Source organism: Nostoc sp. (genome assembly GCF_036917395.1).
Taxonomy (GTDB): Bacteria; Cyanobacteriota; Cyanobacteriia; order Cyanobacteriales; family Nostocaceae; genus Nostoc.
The window spans coordinates 109322-134156 of record NZ_JBALDI010000077.1 but is presented as its reverse complement, the minus strand read 5'-3'; the positions used below and the strand labels follow the sequence as shown (position 1 = coordinate 134156).

The following is a 24835-nucleotide window of genomic DNA, read 5'->3' as shown; positions in this document are numbered from 1 at the left end:
TTGAGAGCAATTATTATTGCTTTCAGACCAGAGAGGACTCAAAATTGCTCAATGAGTGCGAGGAGTATGTAGACGCGCAGTACAAATCCAAAGACTCCGAAACTCCAGGCTTGTCGTCAGACATCACAATTTCCGGAAATCCTCAAACATGCATAGGTAAATAATTTAGCTGGAAATAGCAGGACTCTTAAGACGGTTCTAATATCTGTTCTTTTTATGACTTGGCAAATTGGCAACTATCAGAAAATTAACTGTGTTATTTTCAATACTATACAAGGTGTATTTGCACTTTCAAGCTATTTAGACGGGCTGCAACCCGTCTTTATTTATCGCCAGACCGCTATCTCGTAAATCTAGTTTCCAGGTAGAACCTGGAAATGGACTTCAAAGCGGCTCTGCCGCGAATTCGGGAGGCAGAGCCTCTGTATGGGCATTCCCAGTCGGAGACTGGGAACGAGGCAGTGTGCTGAAAATACTCGTATTGTCCAGATTCCCCAGAGCAGTGTTTATGTTTTGTCGCTGAAGGCTCCTATTCAACTGTCTGCTCGTTAGTCCAATCCTTGCTTAATAAAGAGAAACTTTTAATTTATTACTCCAGAAAGCGGGTGCAGTATTGTTAAATGAAAGCTATGCCTGGTGTCAGCTTTCAGATAGCGTTCTTGCAAGGGTTGCCATTGCTGCCACGACTGGTAACGATTTTCAGTTAACAAATTAGCAAGGGTGGGCAATTCAGTTTGAATTTCTGACTTGAATACATCTGTAAGCCAGTCAGTTAAGACCGCACTATCTTGCATCGTACCCAAAATTTCTTGGATACTTTTCACTTCTGTAAGATAAGCTGTGTAAGACTCGCCATATAAGTCAGTAAATAACTCCATTTGGTAGCGTATACGTTTAGCTTCTTTTCGCAAGCTATGAACAATTTCACCTTCTGTTGTCAATTGTTTTTCTATCTTTTCTGGTTTCCAGTTTTTCTGGATTTTCACTTCTGATTCCACAAATTGAGTGCCAACTAGCCAACCCGGATGCAGTAAAAAGCTACTCAATTCTGGTAAAAGTAAATCTGGTAGCACTTGCTGGATAGCGACAGATGCCAAAGGTTGATAACTGGGTTTCTCTAACCATTTCTCTAATGCCTCTTTTAGAGACTTGTAAGATTCATCTTTTAAGGTTTTCTGTACACTCGATAGGACATCTTCACGTTGTTTAGCCAAAGCTGTGAAAACTGTTTGTAGAGATTCCTGCTCTTTGCAGGGTAAGTTTGGTTTATAATTATTTTCCAAACTTTCTTTGAGTACGTCTAAATCTCGCAGACTACCGAGACGACGGGCTATTTTACCAATATTTTTATCACTGACTGGTTTTGACACATCTAAGGCTAGCCCAAACCTAGTTACAGCCGTCCGTAGGCGACGCATTCCCACTCGCATTTGGTGCAGCGCTTCTGGATCTTCATCTTTCTTCACTGATTTTTCCCACTTCAAGGTTTTCTTAAAGTGTTTTTCAATCGCTTGATACGCGTAGTCCCCTAAAGTTTTTACCGTGGGTTGTGTGGCTAATTTCATAATTGGTCTTAATGACTACCTAATTAGGTTCTTGCATAATAGCATTAGTTAAAAGTTTGCATCTACTACTTTTGATATTGTTTTATTCAATGAAAATGGTCAAGTCTGATTATGATTATTGATATTTACATACTCTTCTAGAAATAAGCTATATCTATCAAAGGGTTGAAAAGCAGATTTACCTTTATCATTTAATATTATTTATTGTTTAATATTTTGCATAAATTAAATGATTTATTATCATAATATCAGAATAAAGATTTTCGCAATCATAAAAATAGTTTAAAATGTCAAGCTCATATTTATTCAATCAAGTTTTATTAACTTTTATAAATAATTTTAAAGAACATAGAGAAGACTTATCAGCAGTGTTGTTGACACATTAGAAGTATTTATGGTTAGGGTTAGATGAAACCTCAACTATTGAACAACTCTCTTTGGTTGATCCTGATAAATTTACAGAGCATAAACAATTTTGGGTAGCAGAATTTATCAGTTTACCTGCATCAAAAGAGGAAGGAATAGGCATTTACCAAAACCGTATTTTTCTGGGTTTGCGTGACCCTGTATTGCGGGGTTGGGCTGTTGTTCTGGAAATAGAGTTAGAAAATTCTAGTCCTAGACTCTTGAAGCTGGGGCCAATTGGGGAAGCAAAAGAGTTATATAAAAAGCATTTTCTCTGGGTGAATGGTGTGAATTCACAAGAAAATGTCTTCAGCAATCCAGATTTAGTGCAAGATATTCCCTATGGAAATCGGGAAGAACACGCTGAGGGAATGACGCTATTTAAGGATGTAGCTGGCATACCTTCGCTATTGGTAGTTTATGACTCTCCAGCAAAAACTAGATTGGTGGGTGATATTGGTGTAATAGCGGATGTGTTTAAGCTGGGATAAGCAATTTCGGATTTTGGATTGTTAAAGGTTAGTGGAGATTGCTTGTACGGGACAGCTGGGGATACACTGTTCGCAGACGATACAGCGCGATCGCGTGAATGTCAATTTATATGTTTCTGGGTGGAGGGTGAGGGCTTCGGTAGGACAAACCCCAGTACACAAGCCACAGTGAACACAGACATCAGGATCAATCGCAATTTCGCCTAATGTATAAGAAACGCTAACATGGCGCGATCGCATCCACTCGATCGCTGCATCTAGTTGATCGATATCTCCCGATAGTTCCACTACCAGTTTGCCAATTTGATTTGGGGCAACTTGAGCGCGGATAATATTGGCAGCGACGTTGAACTCTTTGGCCAGTACATAAGTCACTGGCATTTGCACGGCGCGTTTTGGGAAGGTGAGTGTTACTCGTTTTTTCACAGGTTTAGCAGAGAGTTTTTTCTGTTGTAACGTATTGGGAGTTTTATCAGTTCTTCTCTACAGGACGCTGTGCGAACTGCCCAATGTGGTAGCCAGACTAAAAATCGTTAGTATCTGTTGTTGTTGTTTCATTAGACATCTCCAGAAATTAAATATGCGTAACCTGAAACCCTTGTAGAGACACGAAATTTCGTGTCTCTACATTCATTTTCGGAGATGTCTGTCCTCTCTGCTTTCATCAAATGAGATACTTCGGGCTGGGAAATGCCAAGAAGTTCGCTGATTTCGCGATCGCCCTTTCGGAGGTCGGTTTTACTTCGACTCAGGGACTGCTGGTATACTTCAGATTACCTTCAATATTTTCAATTCCTTGTATGACTGTTGAAGTCCACTGAAGTGTGCCATCTCTTCTTTTACAAGCAGCTTTTAAATAGTTTCCTCTGATGCGGATATGCTGGCAACTGAACTGATAATTGCTAGCTTTACCAGGGTCAGTCACTTGTAAAGTGCCGTTAATATTTTCAATCCCCTGTAATTCTATTGAAGTTTTGTTGAACGAACCATTGCTTCGGCTACAACTAGCTGAGAGAATGTTGCCATAAACTGAGATGTGGTTACAGCTTTTCTGATAACTGCTAGATGTAGCATTAGCAGGGGTATTAATCCCGACTAAAGTAGATGTTGCTAAAAGAGCAATTACACTAAATAAATTTCGCTTCATGATTTTGTTTCTCTATGCCGACAAATTGTTCTACATCTTCAAATAAGCCGATTTCGGATAGCAATCCCATAATTTTTTGACTTTAGATGGGGTAGTTCACGCCCAAACATTGTTGGCGAAAGTGTTACAAGTCATCAGAGAAATTTTTTACTCTAGTTAACCCTATCTAGTAAATGCAGTATTACCCAAGTCACTCATGATGTCCTCTGTTAATGCCGTCCCCAGTTTTCGCGCCCAAATGTCAAAAATATCACTAACACCAAGCGTATTGGTATAAATCTTAGATTAGCGCAAACCTAAAATTTCGGAAATCGCCGCTACAATATCTAGATAGAAGTTGCCTTTGACTGTGCGAAACAATTCAAATTTCGAGTCAGGGGCACCAAAAAACGGTCTGAGAAACCATCCTAACTGCATACCAACAAAGGCATAAAGCAATAACCAGGATCTTAAAATAGTGGTGCGGGTTTTTTTGCCAACTTCATCTTGTTGAGAAAGTAATTGCATTCCTTCATAAAGGAATTTAACCCCAAAGATGCCTGTAATTCCAAAAATTAATACATTCAAAAGTTTAAAAAATTGATAAGAATCGGGTGTAGTAATCAGAAAAAATAGCGTGACTGGTGCCAAGCTGAATAAAAGCACACTAATCACCGATACAGATGTAAGCAACACAACAAAATGTTGTTGAATACTACTCCGGGAACCAAACAAAACATTAAAAAGGAATAAAGTTGGGAAACAAATAATCAGTGTTAATAAATAAAATGCCGGAAGTTTAATAGCACCAGATAATGCCTGTGCCCAACTGTTAGATGCACCGATAATTGCGCTATAGATGGCAAAGAAAATAGAACTAGTTACGAATAGAGAACTGATTTTATTTTGTAATCTGATTCCCTGACGAATTTCTTCTAAGAATGACTGGCGATGTCTGACGACAAGCCGCTACGCGTCTACGCGGAGTAAATTAACCAAAACTCAAAATTCTTGAATTTCGCGACTTGGCTTTTTCAGCATAAATTTATATTTTCTATATTTGGTTAAATTACTAATAACTAATTAACGGATTCCCAAAAGATAGCTAATAGCTTTAATCACACTCAAATAGAAATTACCTTCTCTTTCGCGGAATAGTTCAAAAGCAGAACCAGGTGTGCCAAAAAACGGTCTGAGAGTCCATCCTAACTGACTGCCTACGAAAGCGTAAAGAAATAGCCAAAATTGTAAAATCTTCTGGCGTGTCTTGCTACCTTCATTATCTTGTTCTAAAACTAAATTTGTAGCTTGATATAAAGACGAAACACCAATAAATCCAGTTATGGCAAAGATAAAGACATTTAACAGAATTAAAAATTGGTAATTATTCGTGGTAATCAAGAAAAACAGTGTGATTGGAGCAAAGCTAAATAAAAGTACGCTTGTAACTGAAACAGCAGTTAAAACTAATGCTAAATGCTGTGCAAAAGTTCGCTTTGAACCAAAAATAATATTAGCAAAGTACAACGTCGGGATACAAATCAGGAGTGTGATTAAATAAAGGGCTGGGAGTTTAATGGCGGAAGACAAAGCTTGCATCCAACTATGGTATGCACCAATAATTCCGCCATAAGCAGCGATAAATAAGGAACTACAAACTAGCAGAGAAATGATTTTATTTGGTAATCTCGTACCTTGGCGAACTTCCTCTAGAAATCCTTGGCGATCGCGCAGGAAACCAATCAGCACTGCAAAGTATTTTATTCCTAAAGATTTCCGTTCAATCATATTCTCCTCACACAGGTAAAATTCTAAGTTTCATCTGAGTAATCACCGCCAGAACCATACTTCCAGGCATCAACCAAACGATGCCAATAATATTGTTGTTCATTTGGTTGATTCTTAATCCATGTTTCTAGCATTGGACTCAACCAAAACAAGGCAGTGTATACACCTAAATTACTGTAATGTAACATCCAATCTAACAAACTTGCCAAACCTACTTGCGGAATTATTTTGGCGACTAATATCGGATGGTATAAACCAGTTTTTAACAGTGTTTGCGTTAATGCCGAAAACTGCACTATATCTTGTAAAAATGGTTTTAGCACTGGTGTACCCAACTGTTGCATTTCTTGAAATACTGCTGAGAGGAGTTGATTGATTTGATCTGGAGCAATTTTCTGATTTATACCAACACTCATCGCCCTTTGAAACAACCAGGTAACAGTCAAACTTGGCTGATAGGGTTGCAGCAGTGTTAAGGCTTTTGCAGATAATTGTTCTGTTTCTAGCGCTTCGTAAATGCCATAAGTTAAACGCTTCAGATGACGCACCATTGCCCCAAAACCACCAAAACTTAAAGGAGATTGACTACCACTGCTATCTCCGGCTGGTAGAATGCGACTCCAAGGGGTTTTTAGGGGACTTTGGCGATAGGTAGGAAAGAAGCCAAATAGCGCTCGTTGAAATTTCAGCTTGCTCAATTCCACTCCCTGATATTCTGGTAAAAGACGCAGATATTCTTCAAATAGAGCTTCTAAACTCAAGCGTTGGGGATGTGCATCCATGTAAGTAAACAAGTAAGTGGTTCTGCCATCCCTGGCTGGGAAGGCTTCCCAAAAGTATTGACATTGATTTTGCAAAGATGTAAATGATAATAACAAGTCGCCTGAGTTGTTTTCTGGAAAACCTTGGGCGCAACTTCCCACAACCAAGCAAAGGGCATCTGGTTTTTTTCCTTGGCGTGCTTGTTGAGTGATGGGTGAAAGATGTCCCATCGCGTCGATTAATAACCGAGTTTTGAATTGATTATTTACCATCACCCCATCTGGATGAACCACCGCTTCAGTAAAAGGTGTATTTTCTAACAACTTTCCGCCAGCCGCGAGAAATCGGGTTTTCAAAGTAGCTAGTAAATAAACCGGATCTACGCCGATATTCAAGACATCCTCTACCCAAACTTCTGTACCGCCAGCAAAACTAACTCGTGCTGGGTTATATTTAGTAGCGATCGCACTTGCTAATTCCTCCTCAGTTAGCAAGTTCAATTCCACAAACACATCTAATTCTTTGCGAGAGATATTCCACTCTTGATCCCTCCCCCGCAAAATTCCCCGTTCCATCAACGCCACCCGCAGTCCCTTCACCGCCAAGGCGCAACCAATTAAAATGCCTAAAGTGCCACCGCAGATAACTACATCGAAGTCTACGACGCCTAAAGGCTGTTGACTTTCTTTAACTAAGGTTGGGATAGGTGCGGTGTTTTCTCGCACAGATGTGAGGATGCGATCGCCTTGGCGCAATCCTCCTAAAACATCGCCGGGTAATTGGGAAAGGATTTCTTCAGTTAAAGACATTTTGGAAAAACTAAACTCTACATTCCAAAACTACCTGAGAATGAAGAAAGTAGCTGAATAAAAAGACCTCTCTCTGGTTTTACTACCTAAAAACGTCCGTCTCCAAGTCGGAGAGGGACAGACTTGAACTTTAGTTTAAGACAGGGAGAGGTTTGTTGAACTCACGTTAAATTATCCCAAACCGAATAATTTTGCGATCGCAGGCAATAATTTATTACCCGCTTCCACCACCGAGGCGATCGCAGGTAAGCCTGTAAATATCCCTTTCAACATGGTGATTGCAGTTTTTGCCGTCTTCTGCTTGGTGGATTCTTGGGGACTTTTCCCCGCTTCGGCCAAAGTCTTCACCTGTTCTAGCGCCTCAGCCTTCTCTTCTTCTGGCAAATATGTGGATTGTATGATTGCATCTTGCAACTGCGACAATAATTCTTTAATTCCCGGTTTCTCGGCATCCGGTGAATCAGGTAACTGAGTGAGGGCAATACTTACATTACCGCTGATGGTTCCTAGATTAGCAACAGAACTATTGCCAGCGATACCGCTGACATTACTGCTGCCTTGAATGTTGATGCCGCTGATATTAGACATGATGGTATTTCCTTGTGTATAAGATTTAGGATGCCCAAGTGCAGTTGTGATCATATTTTTTAAATCACTAATATAACTATCTTTTTCTATCAGCAATAATTGCTGACTCTGGGATAAAGCTTTGAGTTGATTATAATCATCAAAATATTCGGCACTCATCTGAGATTTATCGCTACCTGGGGCGGTTTTGGCTCTAAGCAAGATTTCATCATCGCCGCGTTTCTCCATTGCGACGATTTCTAACTCGGCTTCGGGATGGTTTTCGGCAAGGTTTTTGAAGGCGATAGCAACAGCGCGGGGGTCAACGCCTTGATTATGGTAAAGGTCGAGAGTGTCAAAAATTGGTTTGATAAAATCGGCAAAATCCCCGTCTGCAAATACCTCTTGATTATTATCAGGTTTGCGGAGGGGGTCGGGGTCTTTTTTTGTGGGTACGCACATGAAGACATATTCACACCTCACCCCATGCAATTTAGTTGTATTTGTAATGCCCCAATCTTCGATGTACGCGCCGGTGAGGGTTGTACCTGTTAAATCTGTGCCGTCTAGTTGTGTTTGCTTCAGTTTTGCTCTTGACAAATCGGCATCCTGCAAATTAGCTTCACTGAGATCAGCGCCAATAAAGCTGGCATCCGCTAGGTTAGCTTCTTTTAAGTTGATACCTCGGAGGTTTTGACGGTCAAAGTTTTTGTCCTGTCCCTGTCTTGTTACCAGCAGTTGACGTACTTGTGAGTTTTGCAGATAAGTTGAACCAGGACGAACACGGTCAAGCATTTTGGCTTGATGCCAACAGGTATTAGTAAGCATAGCCTTGCGGAAATCTGTACTTTTGAGCGTAGCTTGGGTGAAATCAGCACCTGTTAAGTCAGCGCCACGAAAACTTGTACCTCCTGTTGCAGCAAAGGTAACAGCGATATTACGAATCAAAAAGTGCTTTTCGTCTCCTTTCATGGCTCGCCAACCGATGTAGATGCTAAGTAACGTTCCGACTCCGGCTCCGGCGAAGGCTCCGGCGAAGGCGACGGCGACGGCGACGGCGACGGCGAAGGCGACGGCGAAGGCGAAGGCGATGGCTAAGGCGAAGGCGATGGCTCCGACTCCGGTGAAGGCTCCGGCGACGGCGACGGCGAAGGCGACGGCGAAGGCGAAGGCGACGGCTAAGGCTAATGCGAAGGCTCCAGCGACGGCTAAGGCTCCGGCGAAGGCGAAGGCTAAGGCTAAGGCGAAGGCGATGGCGAAGGCGACGGCTAAGGCTAATGCGATGGCGAAGGCTCCTAAACCAGCTGCTACTCCTTGGCGAATTATGACGAAGAAAAAGGCAATTAATACGATTAGGGCAGTCCAGCCGGCAATCTGATTGTTTAATTGGTAATTAAATATTAGTGACACCAAATAACCGTTGAAAGCCCATAATAATCCTGACAGTCCCGACAACAGCCACGAGACAAGGACTAGGAAAATTGCCCAACGGCGTTGCAGTCCAGCTTTGGCATGGCTGAAGTTTGCACCTGTTAAATTAGCATTAGTGAAATTTGCCCCTCGGATGTCGGCATAGCTAAAGTTCGCACCCGCAAGGTCTTGTCTACCTTTGAAGTTGCGTCCTCGGAGATTTTGACCGGAGAAATCTAAAGCCATGTTGCACTTTACAGAGGTGAGCAAATTTTACTACACGCTCACCCCTGTAAATTCAGGAATGGTTAGATATTTTTCATTAATGGAGTTAAAAGACTCGTTCACGAGTATAAAAGACTCGTTAACGGAGTTCAAAGACTCGTTCACGAGTATCAAAGACTCGTTGACGGAGTTCAAAGACTCGTTAACGGAGTTCAAAGACTCGTTAACGGAGTTCAAAGACTCGTTCACGAGTATCAAAGACTCGTTGACGGAGTTCAAAGACTCGTTGACGGAGTTCAAAGACTCGTTAACGGAGTTCAAAGACTCGTTAACGGAGTTCAAAGACTCGTTGACGGAGTAAATCTTAAGTAGGGTGCGTTATGGCTTCACTCTAGATAATTTAGATTATGCCTATTGTGCCTATCCCATTGCAGACGGGCACAAATTTTCTTTCTAACCTTCCCCATCCCCCAACATTTGAGGTACGTAAAAAGGCTTGCTCTAATTCCCTCCTTATTACTGTAATATCATGTCTGCCAAATTACCCATAATAAAAGAACCTTTCCCCACAGTCATACGGTGTACACACAAGTCGAATTACCCCCCTTAATCCCCCCTTGGAAAGGGGGGAAACAAGAGATTCTCATTCCCTCCCCTTTACAAGGGGAGGGTTAGGGTGGGGTAATTCGAGGATTGGTGACTGGTAGTGATTCGATAACTTGTGTGTACACCGTAGCTAATCTTCGGGGGGGGAAACAATAAATCTAGTTCCCTCCCCAATCTTCGCGGGGGAAAACAAGATTTCTTGTTCCCTCCCCTTTCCAAGGGGAGGGTTAGGGTGGGGTAAAACTGACGCTAAGGGGTTTAATAACTAATCAAGCGGACATAATATAAATACTCACCCCGCCAGCCGATACATAATCACTTTTCCTTTCCAATTTTCTTCCACAAATACCAGATACTCACCATTGGAACGCCGAAAAGCGCGGATACCGTAGGGGATATCAATCCAGCCACTTTCGCTACCAACTTCTGGGCCTGGTTTTAACTGTTGGACTTGCACTCCCGTCTTGGCATTATAGACATATACCTCTGCGGTTTTAACTGTCACCGCAAATACATGATCTCCCGCCACACTCATTGCAGCCGTAGACACTTCATGTTTGCCAGTGGTGTCGTAGGGAATTACAATCCGCCATTTGGGAGTACGATTACCTTTACTCCAATTGTCAAAACGGGCAATCTCAGAACCGACAACTCCAGTATCGTCACCGAATGCAGGGTGATCTACTGTGAAGCCTGACAAATACATGGTATCTGTTTCGGGAAAATATTCGATCCGCCGCAAGTCGTTAAATATCTTGGGAGTAGTTTGCTTCTGCATCAAACTATAGTTGTAGATGGGGTTGCCTTTAGCATCTATTCCCTGTAAAGGATAGTGGCGAATGCCATCTTGGGTTCGCAAAGCTTTCCAAACATCTCCTTTGCTGTCTACCCACCATCCGCCGATATAGGGATAATCTTTGCTGGTATCATATTCGTTCTTTTCAAATTTGCCATTACCGTTGCGATCGCGCCAGATCCATTCCCCTTTTTCTGGTTGATGCGGTGGCCAATTCCCGGTGAGAAATGGTTTATCTCCGCTATTGGTACCGACAAACATTCCGGCTGGGATGGCAATTTTGCCATCTGTGGCTGGATTAAAACGATATATTTGCAGAAAGCTGCTATACATATCTGTGAGGTACAAAAACGGCTTCCCTTTGATGCGGCGAACAAAGGTTCCATCTGGCGATGTATGCAGACGTGGATCTTGAGGATATTTGAAACCATTTAAAGTGTAGGCTTTGTAAGTCCATTGCTTACCAGCAGGCTTACTGTAGTTCATCAGATAGTGTTCTTGTTTGGTGAATAAATCTACACCATCAGTTTTAGGATCGGCATCTGCATTATCGACGAATATCAATCCCAGCGATCGCCAGATTAGTTTTCCCGATGGCGAAAATTTCCGCAAATCTGTTCCTGATTTGTTGAAACCATCACTATTTATATAGATATTACCGGAAGTATCTGTACCGACTCCGGTAAGTCCGTAAAGTTTCAAATCTCGAACTTCACCAGCAACTCCTGCATAGATACCGCCTTTAGAGCCAAAACTACCCACCTGCACTGGCTGATCTTTGATATCATAAATCAACATTTGCTGACGTGGCCCATTCTCTGCCACTAACAGCTTACCTTGATGATCAATTGCGATCGCAGTTGGTTCAACGATATCTGCAATCTGTTGGGGCAATTGCTTTCCAGTTTGGGAATAATGGAGAATCTTCGCAGGATTACCACCATTTTTGCTTTGAATAATCCAGAGATTTTTTTGTGGAGCAATAGTTATTGCTCCCGGATTAGCAACGGTAAAGCTGCGGAGTTCCTTCATCGTATCAGTATTATAGACACGAATCTGATTAGCAGTAAAATCACTCACATACAACTCGCTTTCCACAGTTGCTAATCCAGTGATTTCACTTTTAGTGCTGGTAATTAACATACTTTTATCCCAGCCACGCCCATTGGGAAACGGCGCAGGTTTTCCCGACAAGTCATAGCGTCTAACGCAATGCCAAGTTGTTCCTTCAGGTGGGTAATCTTCATCTGTTTTGCCCCTCGAACCCTGAGTCATGGCAATGTAAATATATTTACTATTTGCTGTTACAGCTTTGCCACCGCCACGACTCCAGCCGTGAGTATCCCCAATAGCACCAATAACTTTACCATCTTTATATATGGCTGCCTCCATTCCCGCCTCATCCCAATGACTGTTTGTATAAACTGTGCCATCAGGGGTAACATACATTGCCTCAATATTGTTTTGTACCCGCAGGTTTCCACTGCCAAAAGTATTACCTATCCACGATGTTTTGTACGTGAGTGTGGGTGTTCCAGTTATCGCCCAGTCTGTTGTAATTCCAATGGTAGTAACAATTACTCCAGCAGTCAGACTGAGTAAAAAATTGAAAGTTTTATTTCTTTGTAAATATCTAATATTAGATAACTTTTTGATGTGCTGATTGAGGTGGTGACGAAGTTTTACTAACTGCGTCGCTAATTTGTTTTTCATATAAATTTTAAGCTTTTAATTATTTATATACAATCACTATTTATAAAATCCGCACAAAATCTAAGTTATTTAGTGACACAATATCTGATTAAATATCAATAATAAATAATCTAGACTACCAAAATCATATTCACATAAACTTTATCAAAATAACATTATTTTAGCAAATATATTCAGTAAGCTTTTCTATGTATTAATATTTACTTTAATCAAAACTAAAGCTGTAAATATTAATACATAATTCTTTATTCATGAATTAGCTGATATTGGTTATATCATTTCCCTGTCTACGACTCAGCTTGTTGACTTGCAGGAATCATCTATATTGTAGTCAGTGTTCTTTAGTTAATAAAAACACAGGTTTAAATTCATTGTTGACGTTCGCATATAAATAGTTTATAAATTGGTGTTCTAGAAAAAACTCTTATTTGTAATGTGTATTCGTAAATTCTAGTAATTCAGGTTGGGATATAACAAACACGCTATTAGGACAATTCATGAATTGTCCCTACTGTTTTAATATATTTATAGGAGACACATTGATGGAAGGTAATCAAGAAACAAGTTTTACTTCATCATCTGCATCTATTCTCACCCTCGGATTAGGCTGGTTTCCCAAAAGTCCTGGAGGATTAGAAAGGTATATTTATGAATTAACTCATAAATTAGCAGCAAATAAAGACGAAATTGAATTATGTGGAGTCGGTCTACCAGAGGCTGAAATAAATTCAACGATTAAGCTGACTAACTTGGCTTCTGTTGATAGTGCTATTTGGCAAAGATTATGGTCGATTCGCACTAACTTCCAAAAAACAAGAACAAGCAAACCAGATGCTATTAATTTGCACTTTGCATTATATAGCTTTCCTCTTTTAGATATTTTACCAAAGGGTGTACCAGTTACTTTTAACTTTCATGGGCCTTGGGCTTCTGAAAGTCAGCAAGAGGTAGTTAATAAAAATCTCAGTCTTTTGATCAAACACTGGCTAATAGAACAAAACACTTATAATCGCTGCGATCGCTTCATTGTTTTGAGCAAAGCATTTGGTAAAATTTTACATGATAAATATCAAGTACCGTGGAGCAAAATTAATATTATTCCTGGTGGAGTTGATATTAACTGGTTTCAACCAAACTTATCACCCCAGGAAGCTTGTACAAAGCTAGGCTGGCCTAGTAATCGCCGGATCATATTTACATCCCGCCGCTTAGTACATCGAACGGGAGTTGACAAATTATTACAGGCACTGGCTATAATTAAGCCCAGAATACCAGATGTTTGGCTAGCGATCGCAGGTCGTGGTCACATCCAAGCTGCACTACAACAACAGGCTAGAGAATTAGGACTAGACGATAACGTTAAATTTTTAGGTTTTCTCCCTGATCAGCAATTACCTATAGCTTACCAAGCTGCTGAATTGACTATTATGCCTAGTCAATCTTTTGAAGGGTTTGGATTAGTAATAATTGAGTCTCTAGCTTGTGGTACTCCTGTTTTATGTACCCCAGTTGGGGGAATGCCAGAAATTCTATCAGAATTTTCACCCGATTTCATTACTACTTCAACAGAAGCTTCAGCTATTGCTGAAAAATTAGAACAAGTGCTTTTGGGAAATATCCCCATACCTTCACGATCAGCCTGTCGCCAGTACGCCACCACACACTATGACTGGAATCAAATCGCCCAACAAGTACGGAATATTTTATTAGCTTAAACAAGTGATTGTAATAGATGTTAAAGGTGCTACGTGAGTCAAATTAGATAAATTAGAGGTTTTATGAGAATTCTTTTCTTAGACCAAAGCGGTAAACCAGGTGGTGCCGAATTATGTTTAATAGATATTGCTAAACCATATGGCGCTAGCGCTTTAGTAGGTTTATTTGCAGATGGCCCATTTAAAGATTTACTACAGCAAAATCATATCCCAGTAGAAGTTCTCGCAACTCAAGCAATCCAAGTTCACAAAGAAAGCAGTTTGGTACAAGGATTAAAGAGTCTGGGACAACTTGCACCTTTGATTACTAAGGTAGTTAAAAAAGCGCGTGAATACGATTTAATCTATGCTAATACCCAAAAAGCATTAGTTGTAGGAGCATTAGCAAGTTTTTTCAGTCGTCGCCCTCTAGTTTATCATTTACATGATATTCTTTCCACAGAACATTTTAGCCAAACTAATCTTCGTATTGCTGTTAACTTAGCTAATCGTTTTGCATCATTAATAATTGCTAATTCCCAAGCTAGTAAAACAGCGTTTTTGCAAGCAGGAGGACGCCCAGACATCATCGAAGTTGTCTATAACGGCTTTGATCCAAAAATTTATCAACCTGATGAGTCTGACATTAATAAATTACAGCAACAATTAGGATTGTCAGGAAAATTTGTAGTCGGACACTTTAGCCGTCTTGCTCCTTGGAAAGGGCAGCATATTTTAATTGATGCCCTTGGCAAATGTTCGCAAGAGGTGACAGCAATTTTAGTCGGTGATGCACTGTTTGGCGAACAAGATTACGTCCAAAAGTTATACCAACAAGTTGCTGAACTGGAACTAGAAAACCGCGTCAAATTCTTAGGATTTCGTTCAGATATTCCCCAGTTAATGGCAGCTTGTGACTTGGTGGCACATACCTCTACTTCCCCAGAACCCTTTGGTAGAGTGATTGTAGAGGCGATGCTATCTGGAAAACCTGTAGTTGCAGCAAAAGCTGGGGGTGTAATGGAATTAGTAGAACACGGACTTAATGGTTTTCTAGTGACACCAGGAGAACCCCAGGAACTTGCACAAGTAATTATCACCTGTCTTCAGGAGACGGAAATAACTGCAACTATTGCCAATAACGCCAGGACTACGGCTAGTCGGCGTTTTGACGTTGCAATTATTAATCAGCAAATTGCCCAACTGCTGTCTCACAGATTACAGCATTTTTCAGGTACTTAGACCACAGATGAGATGGGGAGTAGCGAGTGGTATAGTTCAATTACTTGAAAAGCGCTGTAAGTCCGCCGAAATAACAAATGAGTTCGCCGAAATAACAAATCTCTTGGCGTAGCCCGCCGCAGGCATCGCCATGATTGCAACAATTTAGCATCGCGCCAGCCTCCCCTGCCTGCCTTAACAGATAGATTTACTTAACTGAATTGTATTGCACCGTAGCCTACAAGGAGAGGGAACAAGAGTAAGATTTAGGAGCGGCCCACGGGCGGCGTACCACCCGCTACGAATGAAATAAACAAGTCAAATCCTCTTCCCTTCTGCCTTGTTTCTTGAAAGAGAGGTTAAAGTGTATTTCAGGATAACCCCAGATTTTAATCCGGGGTTTATGGATGTGATTACAAACCAACTAATTCACGAGATTCTAAATCAGAGAGTTGTTGAGCGATCGCTAATCTTGCTTCCAACTTAGCTACACTAAACTGGTTACGCAGATATTCCAAATGGGCGATCGCATTTGCTTTATCGAGAGTTAATCGAATTTGGGTGTCTATTGACTTTTGATATTCCTGATTCACAAGCAGCACCTCAAAACGACGAGCCTTGCGTTGAGCATCATTTTTCAAATCCATCTCAAAAGCGGCGGTGCGGTCTGCATTGCCTTCAAATCGGTTAACTTGGTGCTGCACTGCCATCAACTGAGAGTCTATTTCATTAGCCCGTTGGGCAGCTTGTGCGATTGCAGCTGGATAAAGACTCAGTTGCATCATTTAATAATTTTCCTCTCATGTCAAGAATCTAGTGTTTAAGCATAAGACCAACCCTGGAATCCATTTTCCAAAAGGCTGTCACAGAGTAGTTTTACACTTAACCAAGCTGGGTGGATGCTATATATCTATTATAGTCCAAATGTACTGAATTAGGGGAAAAAAGGCTATGTTTGAGGTGCAGATATAGCGATCGCTATCCACCAAAAACTTACAGTAACTTTACTGTATCCCAACAAAAATGAAGTTAAAATGAACTCTCAATAAATTTTCAATTAGAATCTGCTATTTGTATATAATGTTTGCTAAACAACTGTTTTGAGTTTAAGTATATTTTCATAACCCTCCAGAGTTTGAGAGGGTAATTCCCTAGAGATTTGGCTTTGAGAATCAATAGTTTTGGTTGAGTAGTCGCAAAACCCAATTCTATTTTGGGCAACGTACCTCACCAAATCCTGTGACTGATTTCTTGCACACTTGACACAGCGCTGTTTCCGGCAGTGTACTGGTTTTTAGTGGTTCCTAAAATACTCGAACCGCTACAAGTGCGAGTTTTTAGCGGCATCTTTTAATTCCCCAGAAAATGAGAAGAAAATTGGAGTAATCTCAATGTCTACATTTACCGTCACTAACACCAACAACAGCGGTACTGGTTCACTACAACAGGCAATACTAAATGCCAATGCTCTAACAGGAAAAGACATCATTAAATTTGGTGGGTTGTTTACTGATGCGATCGCTGATACCATCACCCTTGGTGGTAGTAGTCTAAGTATCACAGATGACCTGAAGATTGACGGTACAGGGGCGGACTTGCTCACTATTAATGGTAATAATGCTTCTCGTATTTTTGAGATAAGCAGTCATGCCACTGTTGAAATCAAAGGATTGACTATCACCAAGGGCAATAGTTATAGTGATAATTCTGAAATTCTGGGGGGTAGTGGCATTTACAATAAAGGCACCCTGACGTTAAGCAACGCCAGCATCAGTAGCAATAATGGAGACACAGGGGGCGGTATTTACAACACTGGCAGCCTTACGGTGAGCAACAGCACCATCAGTGAGAATACAGCGGGTTTCCGCGGCAGTGGCATCTACAATACTGGCACTCTGAAAGTGAGTAATAGCACGATCAGTGACAACACGGCAAGTTTCTATGCTGGCGGCATCTACAATGATGGTGGTACTCTCACAGTCAGCAATAGCACCATTAGTGGCAATAATGGAGGATCTTCTTACTACTCAGACGGCTTCGGCGGCGGCATCTACAATAGTGGCGGCACAGCGACCGTGAGTAACAGCACTATTAGTAACAATGGTGGAGGCAATGGAGGTGGCATCTACAATAGTGGCACTTTGTTGGTGAATAACACCACCATCAATGGCAACTCTATATTCGCTTTCGTTGGTCACAGCGACATCGGTGGCGGCATCTATAACAGTGGCATTGCAACAGTAACTAACAGCACCATCAGTGGCAATAAAGCACACTTTGGCGGTGGTATTTACAATAATGGTGGCACCTTAACGGTGAGCAACAGCACTATCACGCTTAATACCGCTTTCGGGGTCGAACTTATACATTATAGTGGTTACGAGTATGGCGATGGTGGCGGCATTTACAACTCTAACTCTGGCACCATCACAGTGAAAAACAGCATTGTCGCTGGCAACTTTGACACCCCCAACGACGATCCAGCTAATGCTGTCAACCTTGATCTAGTAGGTAAATTCATTAGCAACGGCTATAACCTCATCGGTAGCCTCGGTAGCAGTACAGGCTTTAATGCTAGCGAACAGTTAACTGTTGCCATCACAGAAGTTATCGATACTACCTTGCAAAATAACGGCGGCCCGGTTAAAACTCACGCCCTAGTCACGGGTAGCCCTGCCATCAACGGTGGCAAGAATGCAGACGTACCTCTTGATACCACAGATCAGGATGGTGACGGCAACATCACTGAACAAGTACCATTTGACCAACGTGGTTCTGGCTTCGTTCGCATCTCTGGCGGTAAGGTAGACATTGGTGCATTTGAGGCAAAAGTCAATGTCATCAATGGCAACTGTGGAAGCAATACTCTCAATGGTACTGCTGGCGATGACATTATCACTGGCTACCACGGGAAAGATACGATCACAGGTGGTGCAGGCGCAGACTCGTTCGTTTATACAAATATCCAGGATGCAGGTGATACGATCACTGACTTTAAAAAAAGTACTGACAAGATTATCCTACGGCAACTTTTCCAAAATTCTGGTTTAGCCAACCTGAATTTTGCCAGTGCGATCGCTGGCGGCTATTTGCGCTTCGAGACTAAGGGAACTAGTGCGATCGTTTTAATTGACCCAGATGGTTCATCTGGAAAAGGTCATGCTGTCAACTTTATTACCGTTAGCAATGTGTCTACCGCTGCTTTGAACAACGCCATTAATTTTGCCTTCTAAGATTACAGCAGAATTCAAGTATTTGAACCACATCTGTCGTAGGGGCGCAAGGCCTTGCGCCCCTACCGCGTGGTCTATTTACCTGAAAATAGCTGTAAGTCCGCTCATATACCCATGATTTCGTTAGCCGTCAGACTGAAGTCTGCGGCTACACGAAGTAAGCCTGCTTATACAGGCTAATTATTCTCTACTAAACTCTGCACTATAGCTCAAGCCGCTTCCCGCAGTTGTGGTTGTGAGGGCACACTCACCTCTGGAAATGAAAGCGAGAGTTGTTCTGCTTGAGGTACCGCCGCTTGCTGCAAAACTTGAACTTCGATATTCACGCTCACTAAATAACTGCCTGTATCAGCACCAACCGCTTCAGCAATTAATTTGGCAATGTCTGGACGTTTTGCAGTCAGCGGGTCACGTAAAATACACCGATCCCATTCATGCTTGGCAGTCGGATTGAGGTTGAGAATGTAATGCTTCATCATCGAACTAACCCTTGAATCCATCTTCCAGAAGGTTTTCACAAAACCGTTATGCATTTGGCTAGGCTTTGTGGACGCTATCTATATTATAGTATATTTGTACTAAATGGGGGCGATTCTGAGTGAGAAAGTAGAGAATATAGACCATTCATAGGAGCGTACGCTGTGCATTAACGATATTCCCGTGCTACAACCCATTGTTTTAATCCAGACGCGAATAATCTAAAGTGTGATGCCGTACCACTTCTCCTTTGGAGACGCTAGCGCGAACGTGGAAGCAAGCTACGCGTAGCGTCTCGTAGAGAAAGCAGGCAAAGCCAACGCCAAATTTATCTATTCCTTTCTTCTCTAATTTGGTAGCCTGTTTGAATCGCCAATCCCTAATCCGAAAAAATCTGTCCATAGGTAATTTCTAATACAAAGCTATTGCAATTAAGCTTATAAAGCAACACCTAATTTTTATATAAATCGCTATATGTTCGATACCTACATTATTGACCTATTTGTGATCGGTCTACTTTTGCTAATGGTCACATTAGGGTCAGGTTGGATTGCTCGCCTACCTCTTTCTTTTGCCCTTATCTACCTACTAGTTGGTATATTTCTAGGGCCTTACGGCTTAAAACTTGTTCAATTACGTCAAAATGAAGTTTTCAATGCTGAACTGCTGGAGAAAATAACAGAACTTGTAGTAATTATTTCTGTGTTTGGCTGCGGTTTAAGAATTATTCGTCCTCTAAAGTTGGGGGTTTGGGATATTACGGTGCGATTGATTGTATTTCTGATGCCAATTTCAATTTTTGCTCTGGCTGTTGTGGGTAAATTGTTTTTAGGGATGAATTGGGGAGAAGCGATTTTATTAGGAGCAATTCTTGCACCCACAGATCCAGTATTAGCATCAGAAGTACAACTGACCGATACAAATGACCAAGATGAATTGAGATTTGGTTTAACTTCTGAAGGTGGTTTAAATGATGCTTTAGCTTTTCCCTTCGTTTATTTTGGCATTCATGCATTAGAAAATGATAACTGGGGCAACTGGTTTAAACAGTGGATTGCAGTTGATTTAATTTGGGCGATCGCAGTTGGCATTATTATGGGAATTGTTGTTGCCAAATCTATAGTTTGGATTGAGCAAAAAATTCAAAAGCGCCGTGCTACCGATGAATTAATGGAAGATTTTGTTGCTATCAGCACAATTCTACTAACTTATTCTTTAACAGAAATGGTGAATGGCTATGGATTTTTGGCAGTATTTATTGCTGGGTTAGTTATCCAACGTAGTTACAGAAATCCGGAAAAGCCGCTAGCACAATTGGAATTTGTTGAGCAAATTGAAAAGCTGCTGGAAGTTGGAACCATTTTACTATTAGGTTCAATATTATTATTAAAACCAATACTCAATTATGGTGGGCAATCTTTGATAGTGATAATTTTATTATTCTTGATAATCAGACCTGTAGGAGTTTGGATTAGCACAATAGGTAAACGTCCTCTTGAATCACACCGTCGAACCATGCACCCAGGAACTCGGTTGTTATTTGGCTGGTTTGGTATTCGCGGTGTTGGTTCTTTATATTATCTTGCCTATGCGTTTGGTCATGGCTTAAAAGGTGAAGCAGGCGAACAAATTGCTTGGATAACTTACACTACTATTATTGCTTCTGTGATTATACATGGCATTAGTTCAACTCCATTAATGAAGTGGTATGAGCGCAATCTTGCAAATCAGAGAAAGACTACTCCTCCCGCCACAATAGATGAATTTGAGTAAAAGCAATTTTTGTAGAGTCGTTGTGAACAGTGCCCATCCTACTGCTTGGTCTAGTACAGTTTTTACTTCACTCCATACCTCTCTCCTTTTAGGAGAGAGGCCTTGAATCTTAATTTGCATCCCTTGTCGGGAAAGAGTTAGTGGTTAGGTCTATATTTCCTATTTACCTGTCACCTTTTCAATAACTTCTTTTGCTTTTTCACCGAAACTTTCTGGGGGATTTTGTTCTCTCTCAGCCTTCAAATTCCTTTCGTAAGCCTCCTCCATAGTAGTAAGGCTTCCTGCATCTTTTACTGCTTCTTCATAAGCTTCTTCTCGTTGTTCCTCTTGAACGCCAACACCTGGGTCAAATTCATTAGCGCGATTAATTTTTTCTTGAGAATTTGGTTTATATTCTGGAGGTACTAGCTTCAATTCTTCAAGAGTAGTTGCATAACTAGCTTGTTGAATGAAAATAAACGAACCTAACAAGCTGATGGAAATCATCAAGGCAAGAACCAAAAAGCTGGAACGTAACACTTGTTTTAAAGTTAATAGAATTTTTTGCATGAAAAAATCTCCTCTTTTTATTTTATGAGCCTTGGTCATGTATAAATATATTCAATATTTAAGGCTCACAGGCATCCTAAGTGTTTAAGTACAGTTCTTCCTTCTACCGCAGGGTATATTAATTTTTACCTATAGTTCAGTTAATGCTATCTGAACCTTTTAGGTTTTAGCACTACCTACATTTTTGTAATAGTCAAATTGTCGTGCTTACTGAGATCCTCTCCAGAAATAAATTTCAGCACCTTATAGCTAAAGTCCACTCAAGTGGACTGATATGATTGACAAAATTCCACATCCTGGTAAATGCGTAATTGGCTGGGGCTTAGAGGATGTCTGAAAAGTGTACCAAAGGTATAATTTGTCATTCTGTTCGTGCAGCGTTCCCGCAGGGTACGTAATAAAGTGGAGCGAGGAAGCGCAATTTACCGTGGGGTGATGAGATGCAACACTTGGCGATCGCTTCCAGCATGACGAGCAGACTATCGTTGCAACTGCTGGAACTTTCATGCATTTCACTAAGCGTCAATACCACGGTTATAAAAACATCGGGTCAAAGCCTGCCAAAATCCTAATGTGGGTGACACCAGCAGGGGGTGAGCAGTTTTTTGCAGAGGTAGGACAGCCTGTCAATTTACCATTGAATGAGCAAGAACGCAATCTTTTGGGAGTCATTAATCCCGCCGACCTCGAAAAAGCGATCGCACTTGCTTCAACAAAATATGATCTGCAATTTCAACAGTGATTGCAACACATGAATCAGTTCTAGGGACGTACTGCTGTACGTGCCCACCTATGTATCTGTATCTGATATTTGGTAAAATCAGATGAAATTTTCACTCGATATGCTTAACTCAAGCGTATTAAGCTATAACCAACTTTGATTAATTTTAATTCCTCGGCTTTGCATTACCTCTTCAAATAAATCTGTTGGTAGTGCTTCTTCCACAGCAAAAACACCTGGTTTCTTGAGTTTACCTTCTAGCAATAATTGGGCAATACTACCTGTGCCGCAACCAGAAGCCACCGCTGTATTTTCATGCACTACAGTTGAACAATAAACGGCGGTTTCACCATTTTTTTGCCCTGTAACTTCTGAACGAACTGCTACCCCAATTCCAGTAAAATTATTAGTGACATCTGTCATCGAATGGCTGACATGGGACAGAAATTCAATCATGTAACGACGCTGCATTAACCACTTGGGAAAAACGTGTGCCGCAATCCAAGTTAGGTGATTGTAAAAATCGGGAACAGAGCCAAACTTAGTAATTACAGTTTTTACTGATGGGAAAGCTTTGGGCAGTGTAAAGGTTTCTGGCATATCAAACCAGTAAACTCCGGTGCTTCCATAGGGAGGTGGAAACTCAACTAATTCTCTTTCACTGTAAGGCTTGATTAGCTGCCATTTTCCATCTATCCAAGTCTCAAAAGGATACTGCAACCCCAGAAAAGTTGTCCGCATCACTGTAATGCCAGCACCACCCGAACCCGAAACCAAATAACTTAAATGGATCTTTTCTGCTTGATCAAATTGTTCAACACCTTTACGTACCATGCTGTTAGAAATACCAGGAAAAATGCCAGTATTAATAATTGCTGTCACACCAGCAGCAGCAGCTTGTTCATTATACTTGAGAGCTTTGCTGGTATAGGAACGATGGTCGCTAACATCTACATAGTTAACGCCTAGAGCAATACAGGTTTCGAGAACATTAGTATCTCGATAGTGAAATGGGCCAGCACAATGGATGACTAAGTTAGAGTTTGCGATCGCATCTCGCAGCTTGTCAACTTCTGCCAAGTCCAATACTAAAAACTGCACTTGTCCTCCCGAAGACAAGCTAACAGCCTTCCCAAACTCCGCAGAACGTCCAGTAATCGTAATTTGTGCCTGCGTATGGGTAGCTAGATCCTGAGCAACAGTGCTACCAATCCGCCCTCGTCCACCAAGAATTAAAACGCTGTCTGTCATTACTCCAGATTAGCAATACTAATCTTATTTCACCAGTTTTCTGTACTGCTTGTCATCAGTTATAAGTATGACTTGCCTGCCAAGCAAGAAGGGCTTTTCAATTACTGGTAGTTAAGCAGTTTTTGTGCCTCAATTTGCCTGACTACCGTTAGCGCCGAATAACTCACCCCAGCAGTACCTTCGCCGGGATGGGTGGAGTCACCAACTAACCACAGATGCTGGATTGGTGTCCGATTAGCAAACCCAAAGGGGCCAAAGGTAGGTATTCTTTGACCAATGCCACCAACTATACCGCGATCGCGGGCTGTAAAATGGGCAAAGGTGCGCGGTGTTGCGGCTTCTTGATGAATAATCGTTTCTGGTTTGAGATAGAAGTATTGGGCAAGACGAGCGATCGCTTCTTGGGTAAACTTTTGTTTTAGTCCTTCATAATCTTCAGTCTGCCACCACTGTGCAGGATTGACAAATGAAGAAGCAATAATTGTGGCTTTACCATTTGGGGCGCGGCCGTCTCCAGGATGACTGACGGAAACAAATAGGGAATTATTCTCGCCAATCGGCCCATCAGCATCATACAGAAATTGTAGATGGGGAGGGCATCCAGGCGGAATCGCGCTGGCATCGACACCCAAATAAATCACAAACGCACTCGATGCTTGGGGCAGTTTTTCCACCCGGTTTTGATAACCAGATGGGGCTTGTTCTCCCAACAACTGCACCAAGTTTTGCACGGTGACGTTAGTAACTATGTGGTCGGCTGCTTCTGTCCAGACTTCGCCAGTTTTCTGATTTCTAATGACTACAGCAGTAGCTTTGCCATTCTCTACTTTGATTTCTTCTACAGTGTGGCGCATCAACAATTTGCCGCCATCTCTTTCTAAGGATTGTACCAGGCGATCGCTTAATACTTGCATACTTCCCTGGAGGTGAAACAATCCTTGGGGCAGTTGGGATACACTCAACGCTGTTGCAGCATAAAGTAATGCTGTGTTCTCTGCATCCACTTGGGAGTATAGCTTCAGTTGCAAATCTAAAAAAGTCCTCAGTCGTTGGTTATTTCCCAGTCCACATAACCGTAAAGCGTCTCCTACCGTAAACAAGGTGAAGGGTACGGTAATTAATGTACTGGGACGCACCGCTTGCGTTAGTTGCCACAAATCCCATAAATTACGTGGTGGTAGCACCGGATCGCGTCCTTGAAATTCCCAACTGGCATTAAATAAAGTTGCCATCAATTGCCAAAACGGTTCGCTACCAGGAAACTGTTTTTGTCGTTCCTCTTGCCATTTCTCTTGGTCGCGCCAGACATTAATCGGTGTGCTTTCCCCAGGTAAATAGACCGCACAAGCAGGATCACAAGGCGTTGCTTGGGGTAAATCTATTGACAATTCTGAGAAAATGCGGTGGTGAATTCCCCCTGGTTCCAACCCCGCCACCTGAGTTGCTCCCACATCGAAGGTAAATCCCTGCCGTTTAAACGTCGAAGCACAGCCTCCGGGTACGAGGGCCTGATCCAAAATTAAAACGCTGTAACCTCTATGAGCTAATAATGCTCCAGCAGTCAATCCACCTATTCCGGCACCGATAACGACAACACGAGAGTTACTTTTGTCAAGATAAATGCTGGACATTGATTAGTTTATTTAAAATTCT

The 24835-nt window shown here is 41.6% G+C and carries 18 protein-coding genes and 3 pseudogenes; 7 read left to right on the top strand and 14 right to left on the bottom strand.

Features of this window, described 5'->3' with window-relative positions; genetic code table 11:
• Positions 1-581: 581 nt before the first annotated feature.
• Positions 582-1565 (bottom strand): CHAD domain-containing protein, encoded by a 984-nt coding sequence (locus tag V7K46_RS26205; RefSeq protein WP_335118370.1) that lies wholly within the window; start codon positions 1563-1565, stop codon positions 582-584.
• 287 nt (positions 1566-1852) lie between these two features.
• Between V7K46_RS26205 and V7K46_RS26200 the strand changes: the two are divergent.
• Positions 1853-2461: pseudogene (locus V7K46_RS26200) on the top strand (DUF3616 domain-containing protein).
• Between the two features lie 21 nt (positions 2462-2482).
• Here the strand turns inward: V7K46_RS26200 and V7K46_RS26195 are convergent.
• The 6 genes and pseudogenes from V7K46_RS26195 to V7K46_RS26170 all read right to left on the bottom strand — a co-directional run bounded on the left by V7K46_RS26195 (position 2483) and on the right by V7K46_RS26170 (position 9169).
• On the bottom strand, positions 2483-2887 hold the full coding sequence (locus V7K46_RS26195; RefSeq protein ID WP_273768657.1) for an NIL domain-containing protein: 405 nt from the start codon (positions 2885-2887) through the stop codon (positions 2483-2485).
• Positions 2888-3209: 322 nt separating this feature from the next.
• Positions 3210-3608 (bottom strand): CVNH domain-containing protein, encoded by a 399-nt coding sequence (locus V7K46_RS26190; RefSeq protein WP_335118368.1) that lies wholly within the window; start codon positions 3606-3608, stop codon positions 3210-3212.
• Positions 3609-3893: 285 nt separating this feature from the next.
• Positions 3894-4550, bottom strand: a pseudogene (locus tag V7K46_RS26185) (actin-binding WH2 domain-containing protein); the annotation flags it as partial.
• 120 nt (positions 4551-4670) lie between these two features.
• Positions 4671-5375 (bottom strand): actin-binding WH2 domain-containing protein, encoded by a 705-nt coding sequence (locus V7K46_RS26180; protein WP_335118366.1) that lies wholly within the window; start codon positions 5373-5375, stop codon positions 4671-4673.
• 23 nt (positions 5376-5398) lie between these two features.
• A complete protein-coding gene (locus tag V7K46_RS26175) occupies positions 5399-6946 on the bottom strand; it encodes an FAD-binding oxidoreductase (protein WP_335118363.1) in 1548 nt (515 codons plus the stop codon).
• A gap of 171 nt (positions 6947-7117) precedes the next feature.
• Positions 7118-9169: a pentapeptide repeat-containing protein gene (locus V7K46_RS26170; RefSeq protein WP_335118361.1), complete on the bottom strand. Its 2052-nt coding sequence runs from the start codon at positions 9167-9169 to the stop codon at positions 7118-7120.
• A 66-nt stretch (positions 9170-9235) separates the two neighbouring features.
• On the opposite strand from V7K46_RS26170, the gene V7K46_RS26165 reads away from it, so the two are divergent.
• Positions 9236-9520 (top strand): hypothetical protein, encoded by a 285-nt coding sequence (locus V7K46_RS26165; protein WP_335118488.1) that lies wholly within the window; start codon positions 9236-9238, stop codon positions 9518-9520.
• Between the two features lie 526 nt (positions 9521-10046).
• On the opposite strand, the gene V7K46_RS26160 is transcribed toward V7K46_RS26165, so the two are convergent.
• Positions 10047-12263, bottom strand: a complete 2217-nt coding sequence (locus V7K46_RS26160; protein ID WP_335118359.1) for a hypothetical protein — start codon at positions 12261-12263, stop codon at positions 10047-10049.
• Between the two features lie 542 nt (positions 12264-12805).
• Here V7K46_RS26160 and V7K46_RS26155 point away from each other — a divergent pair.
• Together V7K46_RS26155 and V7K46_RS26150 are read left to right on the top strand one after the other, a co-directional pair.
• Positions 12806-13978: a glycosyltransferase family 4 protein gene (locus V7K46_RS26155; RefSeq protein ID WP_335118357.1), complete on the top strand. Its 1173-nt coding sequence runs from the start codon at positions 12806-12808 to the stop codon at positions 13976-13978.
• A 63-nt stretch (positions 13979-14041) separates the two neighbouring features.
• Positions 14042-15199: a glycosyltransferase family 4 protein gene (locus V7K46_RS26150; protein WP_335118355.1), complete on the top strand. Its 1158-nt coding sequence runs from the start codon at positions 14042-14044 to the stop codon at positions 15197-15199.
• 392 nt (positions 15200-15591) lie between these two features.
• On the opposite strand, the gene V7K46_RS26145 is transcribed toward V7K46_RS26150, so the two are convergent.
• Positions 15592-15963 (bottom strand): hypothetical protein, encoded by a 372-nt coding sequence (locus V7K46_RS26145; protein WP_335118353.1) that lies wholly within the window; start codon positions 15961-15963, stop codon positions 15592-15594.
• A gap of 606 nt (positions 15964-16569) precedes the next feature.
• Here V7K46_RS26145 and V7K46_RS26140 point away from each other — a divergent pair.
• Positions 16570-18411 (top strand): choice-of-anchor Q domain-containing protein, encoded by a 1842-nt coding sequence (locus tag V7K46_RS26140; protein WP_335118351.1) that lies wholly within the window; start codon positions 16570-16572, stop codon positions 18409-18411.
• A 209-nt stretch (positions 18412-18620) separates the two neighbouring features.
• On the opposite strand, the gene V7K46_RS26135 is transcribed toward V7K46_RS26140, so the two are convergent.
• Complete coding sequence (locus V7K46_RS26135) at positions 18621-18890, bottom strand: hypothetical protein (protein ID WP_069069307.1); 270 nt, start codon at positions 18888-18890, stop codon at positions 18621-18623.
• A 199-nt stretch (positions 18891-19089) separates the two neighbouring features.
• Complete coding sequence (locus V7K46_RS26130) at positions 19090-19290, bottom strand: hypothetical protein (RefSeq protein ID WP_335118349.1); 201 nt, start codon at positions 19288-19290, stop codon at positions 19090-19092.
• Between the two features lie 72 nt (positions 19291-19362).
• Here V7K46_RS26130 and V7K46_RS26125 point away from each other — a divergent pair, with 72 nt between their 5' ends.
• Positions 19363-20661 (top strand): cation:proton antiporter, encoded by a 1299-nt coding sequence (locus tag V7K46_RS26125; RefSeq protein ID WP_335118347.1) that lies wholly within the window; start codon positions 19363-19365, stop codon positions 20659-20661.
• A gap of 159 nt (positions 20662-20820) precedes the next feature.
• On the opposite strand, the gene V7K46_RS26120 is transcribed toward V7K46_RS26125, so the two are convergent.
• Positions 20821-21210 (bottom strand): hypothetical protein, encoded by a 390-nt coding sequence (locus tag V7K46_RS26120; protein WP_335118345.1) that lies wholly within the window; start codon positions 21208-21210, stop codon positions 20821-20823.
• 472 nt (positions 21211-21682) lie between these two features.
• Between V7K46_RS26120 and V7K46_RS26115 the strand changes: the two are divergent.
• Positions 21683-21952, top strand: a pseudogene (locus V7K46_RS26115) (cupin domain-containing protein); the annotation flags it as partial.
• Between the two features lie 123 nt (positions 21953-22075).
• Here the strand turns inward: V7K46_RS26115 and V7K46_RS26110 are convergent.
• Positions 22076-23182 (bottom strand): saccharopine dehydrogenase family protein, encoded by a 1107-nt coding sequence (locus V7K46_RS26110; protein WP_335118343.1) that lies wholly within the window; start codon positions 23180-23182, stop codon positions 22076-22078.
• Between the two features lie 101 nt (positions 23183-23283).
• Positions 23284-24813, bottom strand: coding sequence for a C-3',4' desaturase CrtD (crtD, locus tag V7K46_RS26105; RefSeq protein ID WP_335118341.1), 1530 nt, complete (start codon positions 24811-24813; stop codon positions 23284-23286).
• Positions 24814-24835 lie beyond the last annotated feature (22 nt).

What these genes read in the sequence shown, in the direction of transcription:
- V7K46_RS26190 (WP_335118368.1), bottom strand. Translation starts at nt 3,608, where the DNA reads ATGAAGCGAAATTTATTTAGTGTAATTGCTCTTTTAGCAACATCTACT.
- V7K46_RS26145 (WP_335118353.1), bottom strand. Translation starts at nt 15,963, where the DNA reads ATGATGCAACTGAGTCTTTATCCAGCTGCAATCGCACAAGCTGCCCAA.
- V7K46_RS26205 (WP_335118370.1), bottom strand. Translation starts at nt 1,565, where the DNA reads ATGAAATTAGCCACACAACCCACGGTAAAAACTTTAGGGGACTACGCG.
- V7K46_RS26150 (WP_335118355.1), top strand. Translation starts at nt 14,042, where the DNA reads ATGAGAATTCTTTTCTTAGACCAAAGCGGTAAACCAGGTGGTGCCGAA.
- V7K46_RS26110 (WP_335118343.1), bottom strand. Translation starts at nt 23,182, where the DNA reads ATGACAGACAGCGTTTTAATTCTTGGTGGACGAGGGCGGATTGGTAGC.
- V7K46_RS26170 (WP_335118361.1), bottom strand. Translation starts at nt 9,169, where the DNA reads ATGGCTTTAGATTTCTCCGGTCAAAATCTCCGAGGACGCAACTTCAAA.
- V7K46_RS26175 (WP_335118363.1), bottom strand. Translation starts at nt 6,946, where the DNA reads ATGTCTTTAACTGAAGAAATCCTTTCCCAATTACCCGGCGATGTTTTA.
- V7K46_RS26180 (WP_335118366.1), bottom strand. Translation starts at nt 5,375, where the DNA reads ATGATTGAACGGAAATCTTTAGGAATAAAATACTTTGCAGTGCTGATT.
- V7K46_RS26135 (WP_069069307.1), bottom strand. Translation starts at nt 18,890, where the DNA reads ATGATGAAGCATTACATTCTCAACCTCAATCCGACTGCCAAGCATGAA.
- V7K46_RS26155 (WP_335118357.1), top strand. Translation starts at nt 12,806, where the DNA reads ATGGAAGGTAATCAAGAAACAAGTTTTACTTCATCATCTGCATCTATT.
- crtD (WP_335118341.1), bottom strand. Translation starts at nt 24,813, where the DNA reads ATGTCCAGCATTTATCTTGACAAAAGTAACTCTCGTGTTGTCGTTATC.
- V7K46_RS26125 (WP_335118347.1), top strand. Translation starts at nt 19,363, where the DNA reads ATGTTCGATACCTACATTATTGACCTATTTGTGATCGGTCTACTTTTG.
- V7K46_RS26130 (WP_335118349.1), bottom strand. Translation starts at nt 19,290, where the DNA reads ATGGACAGATTTTTTCGGATTAGGGATTGGCGATTCAAACAGGCTACC.
- V7K46_RS26140 (WP_335118351.1), top strand. Translation starts at nt 16,570, where the DNA reads ATGTCTACATTTACCGTCACTAACACCAACAACAGCGGTACTGGTTCA.
- V7K46_RS26160 (WP_335118359.1), bottom strand. Translation starts at nt 12,263, where the DNA reads ATGAAAAACAAATTAGCGACGCAGTTAGTAAAACTTCGTCACCACCTC.
- V7K46_RS26120 (WP_335118345.1), bottom strand. Translation starts at nt 21,210, where the DNA reads ATGCAAAAAATTCTATTAACTTTAAAACAAGTGTTACGTTCCAGCTTT.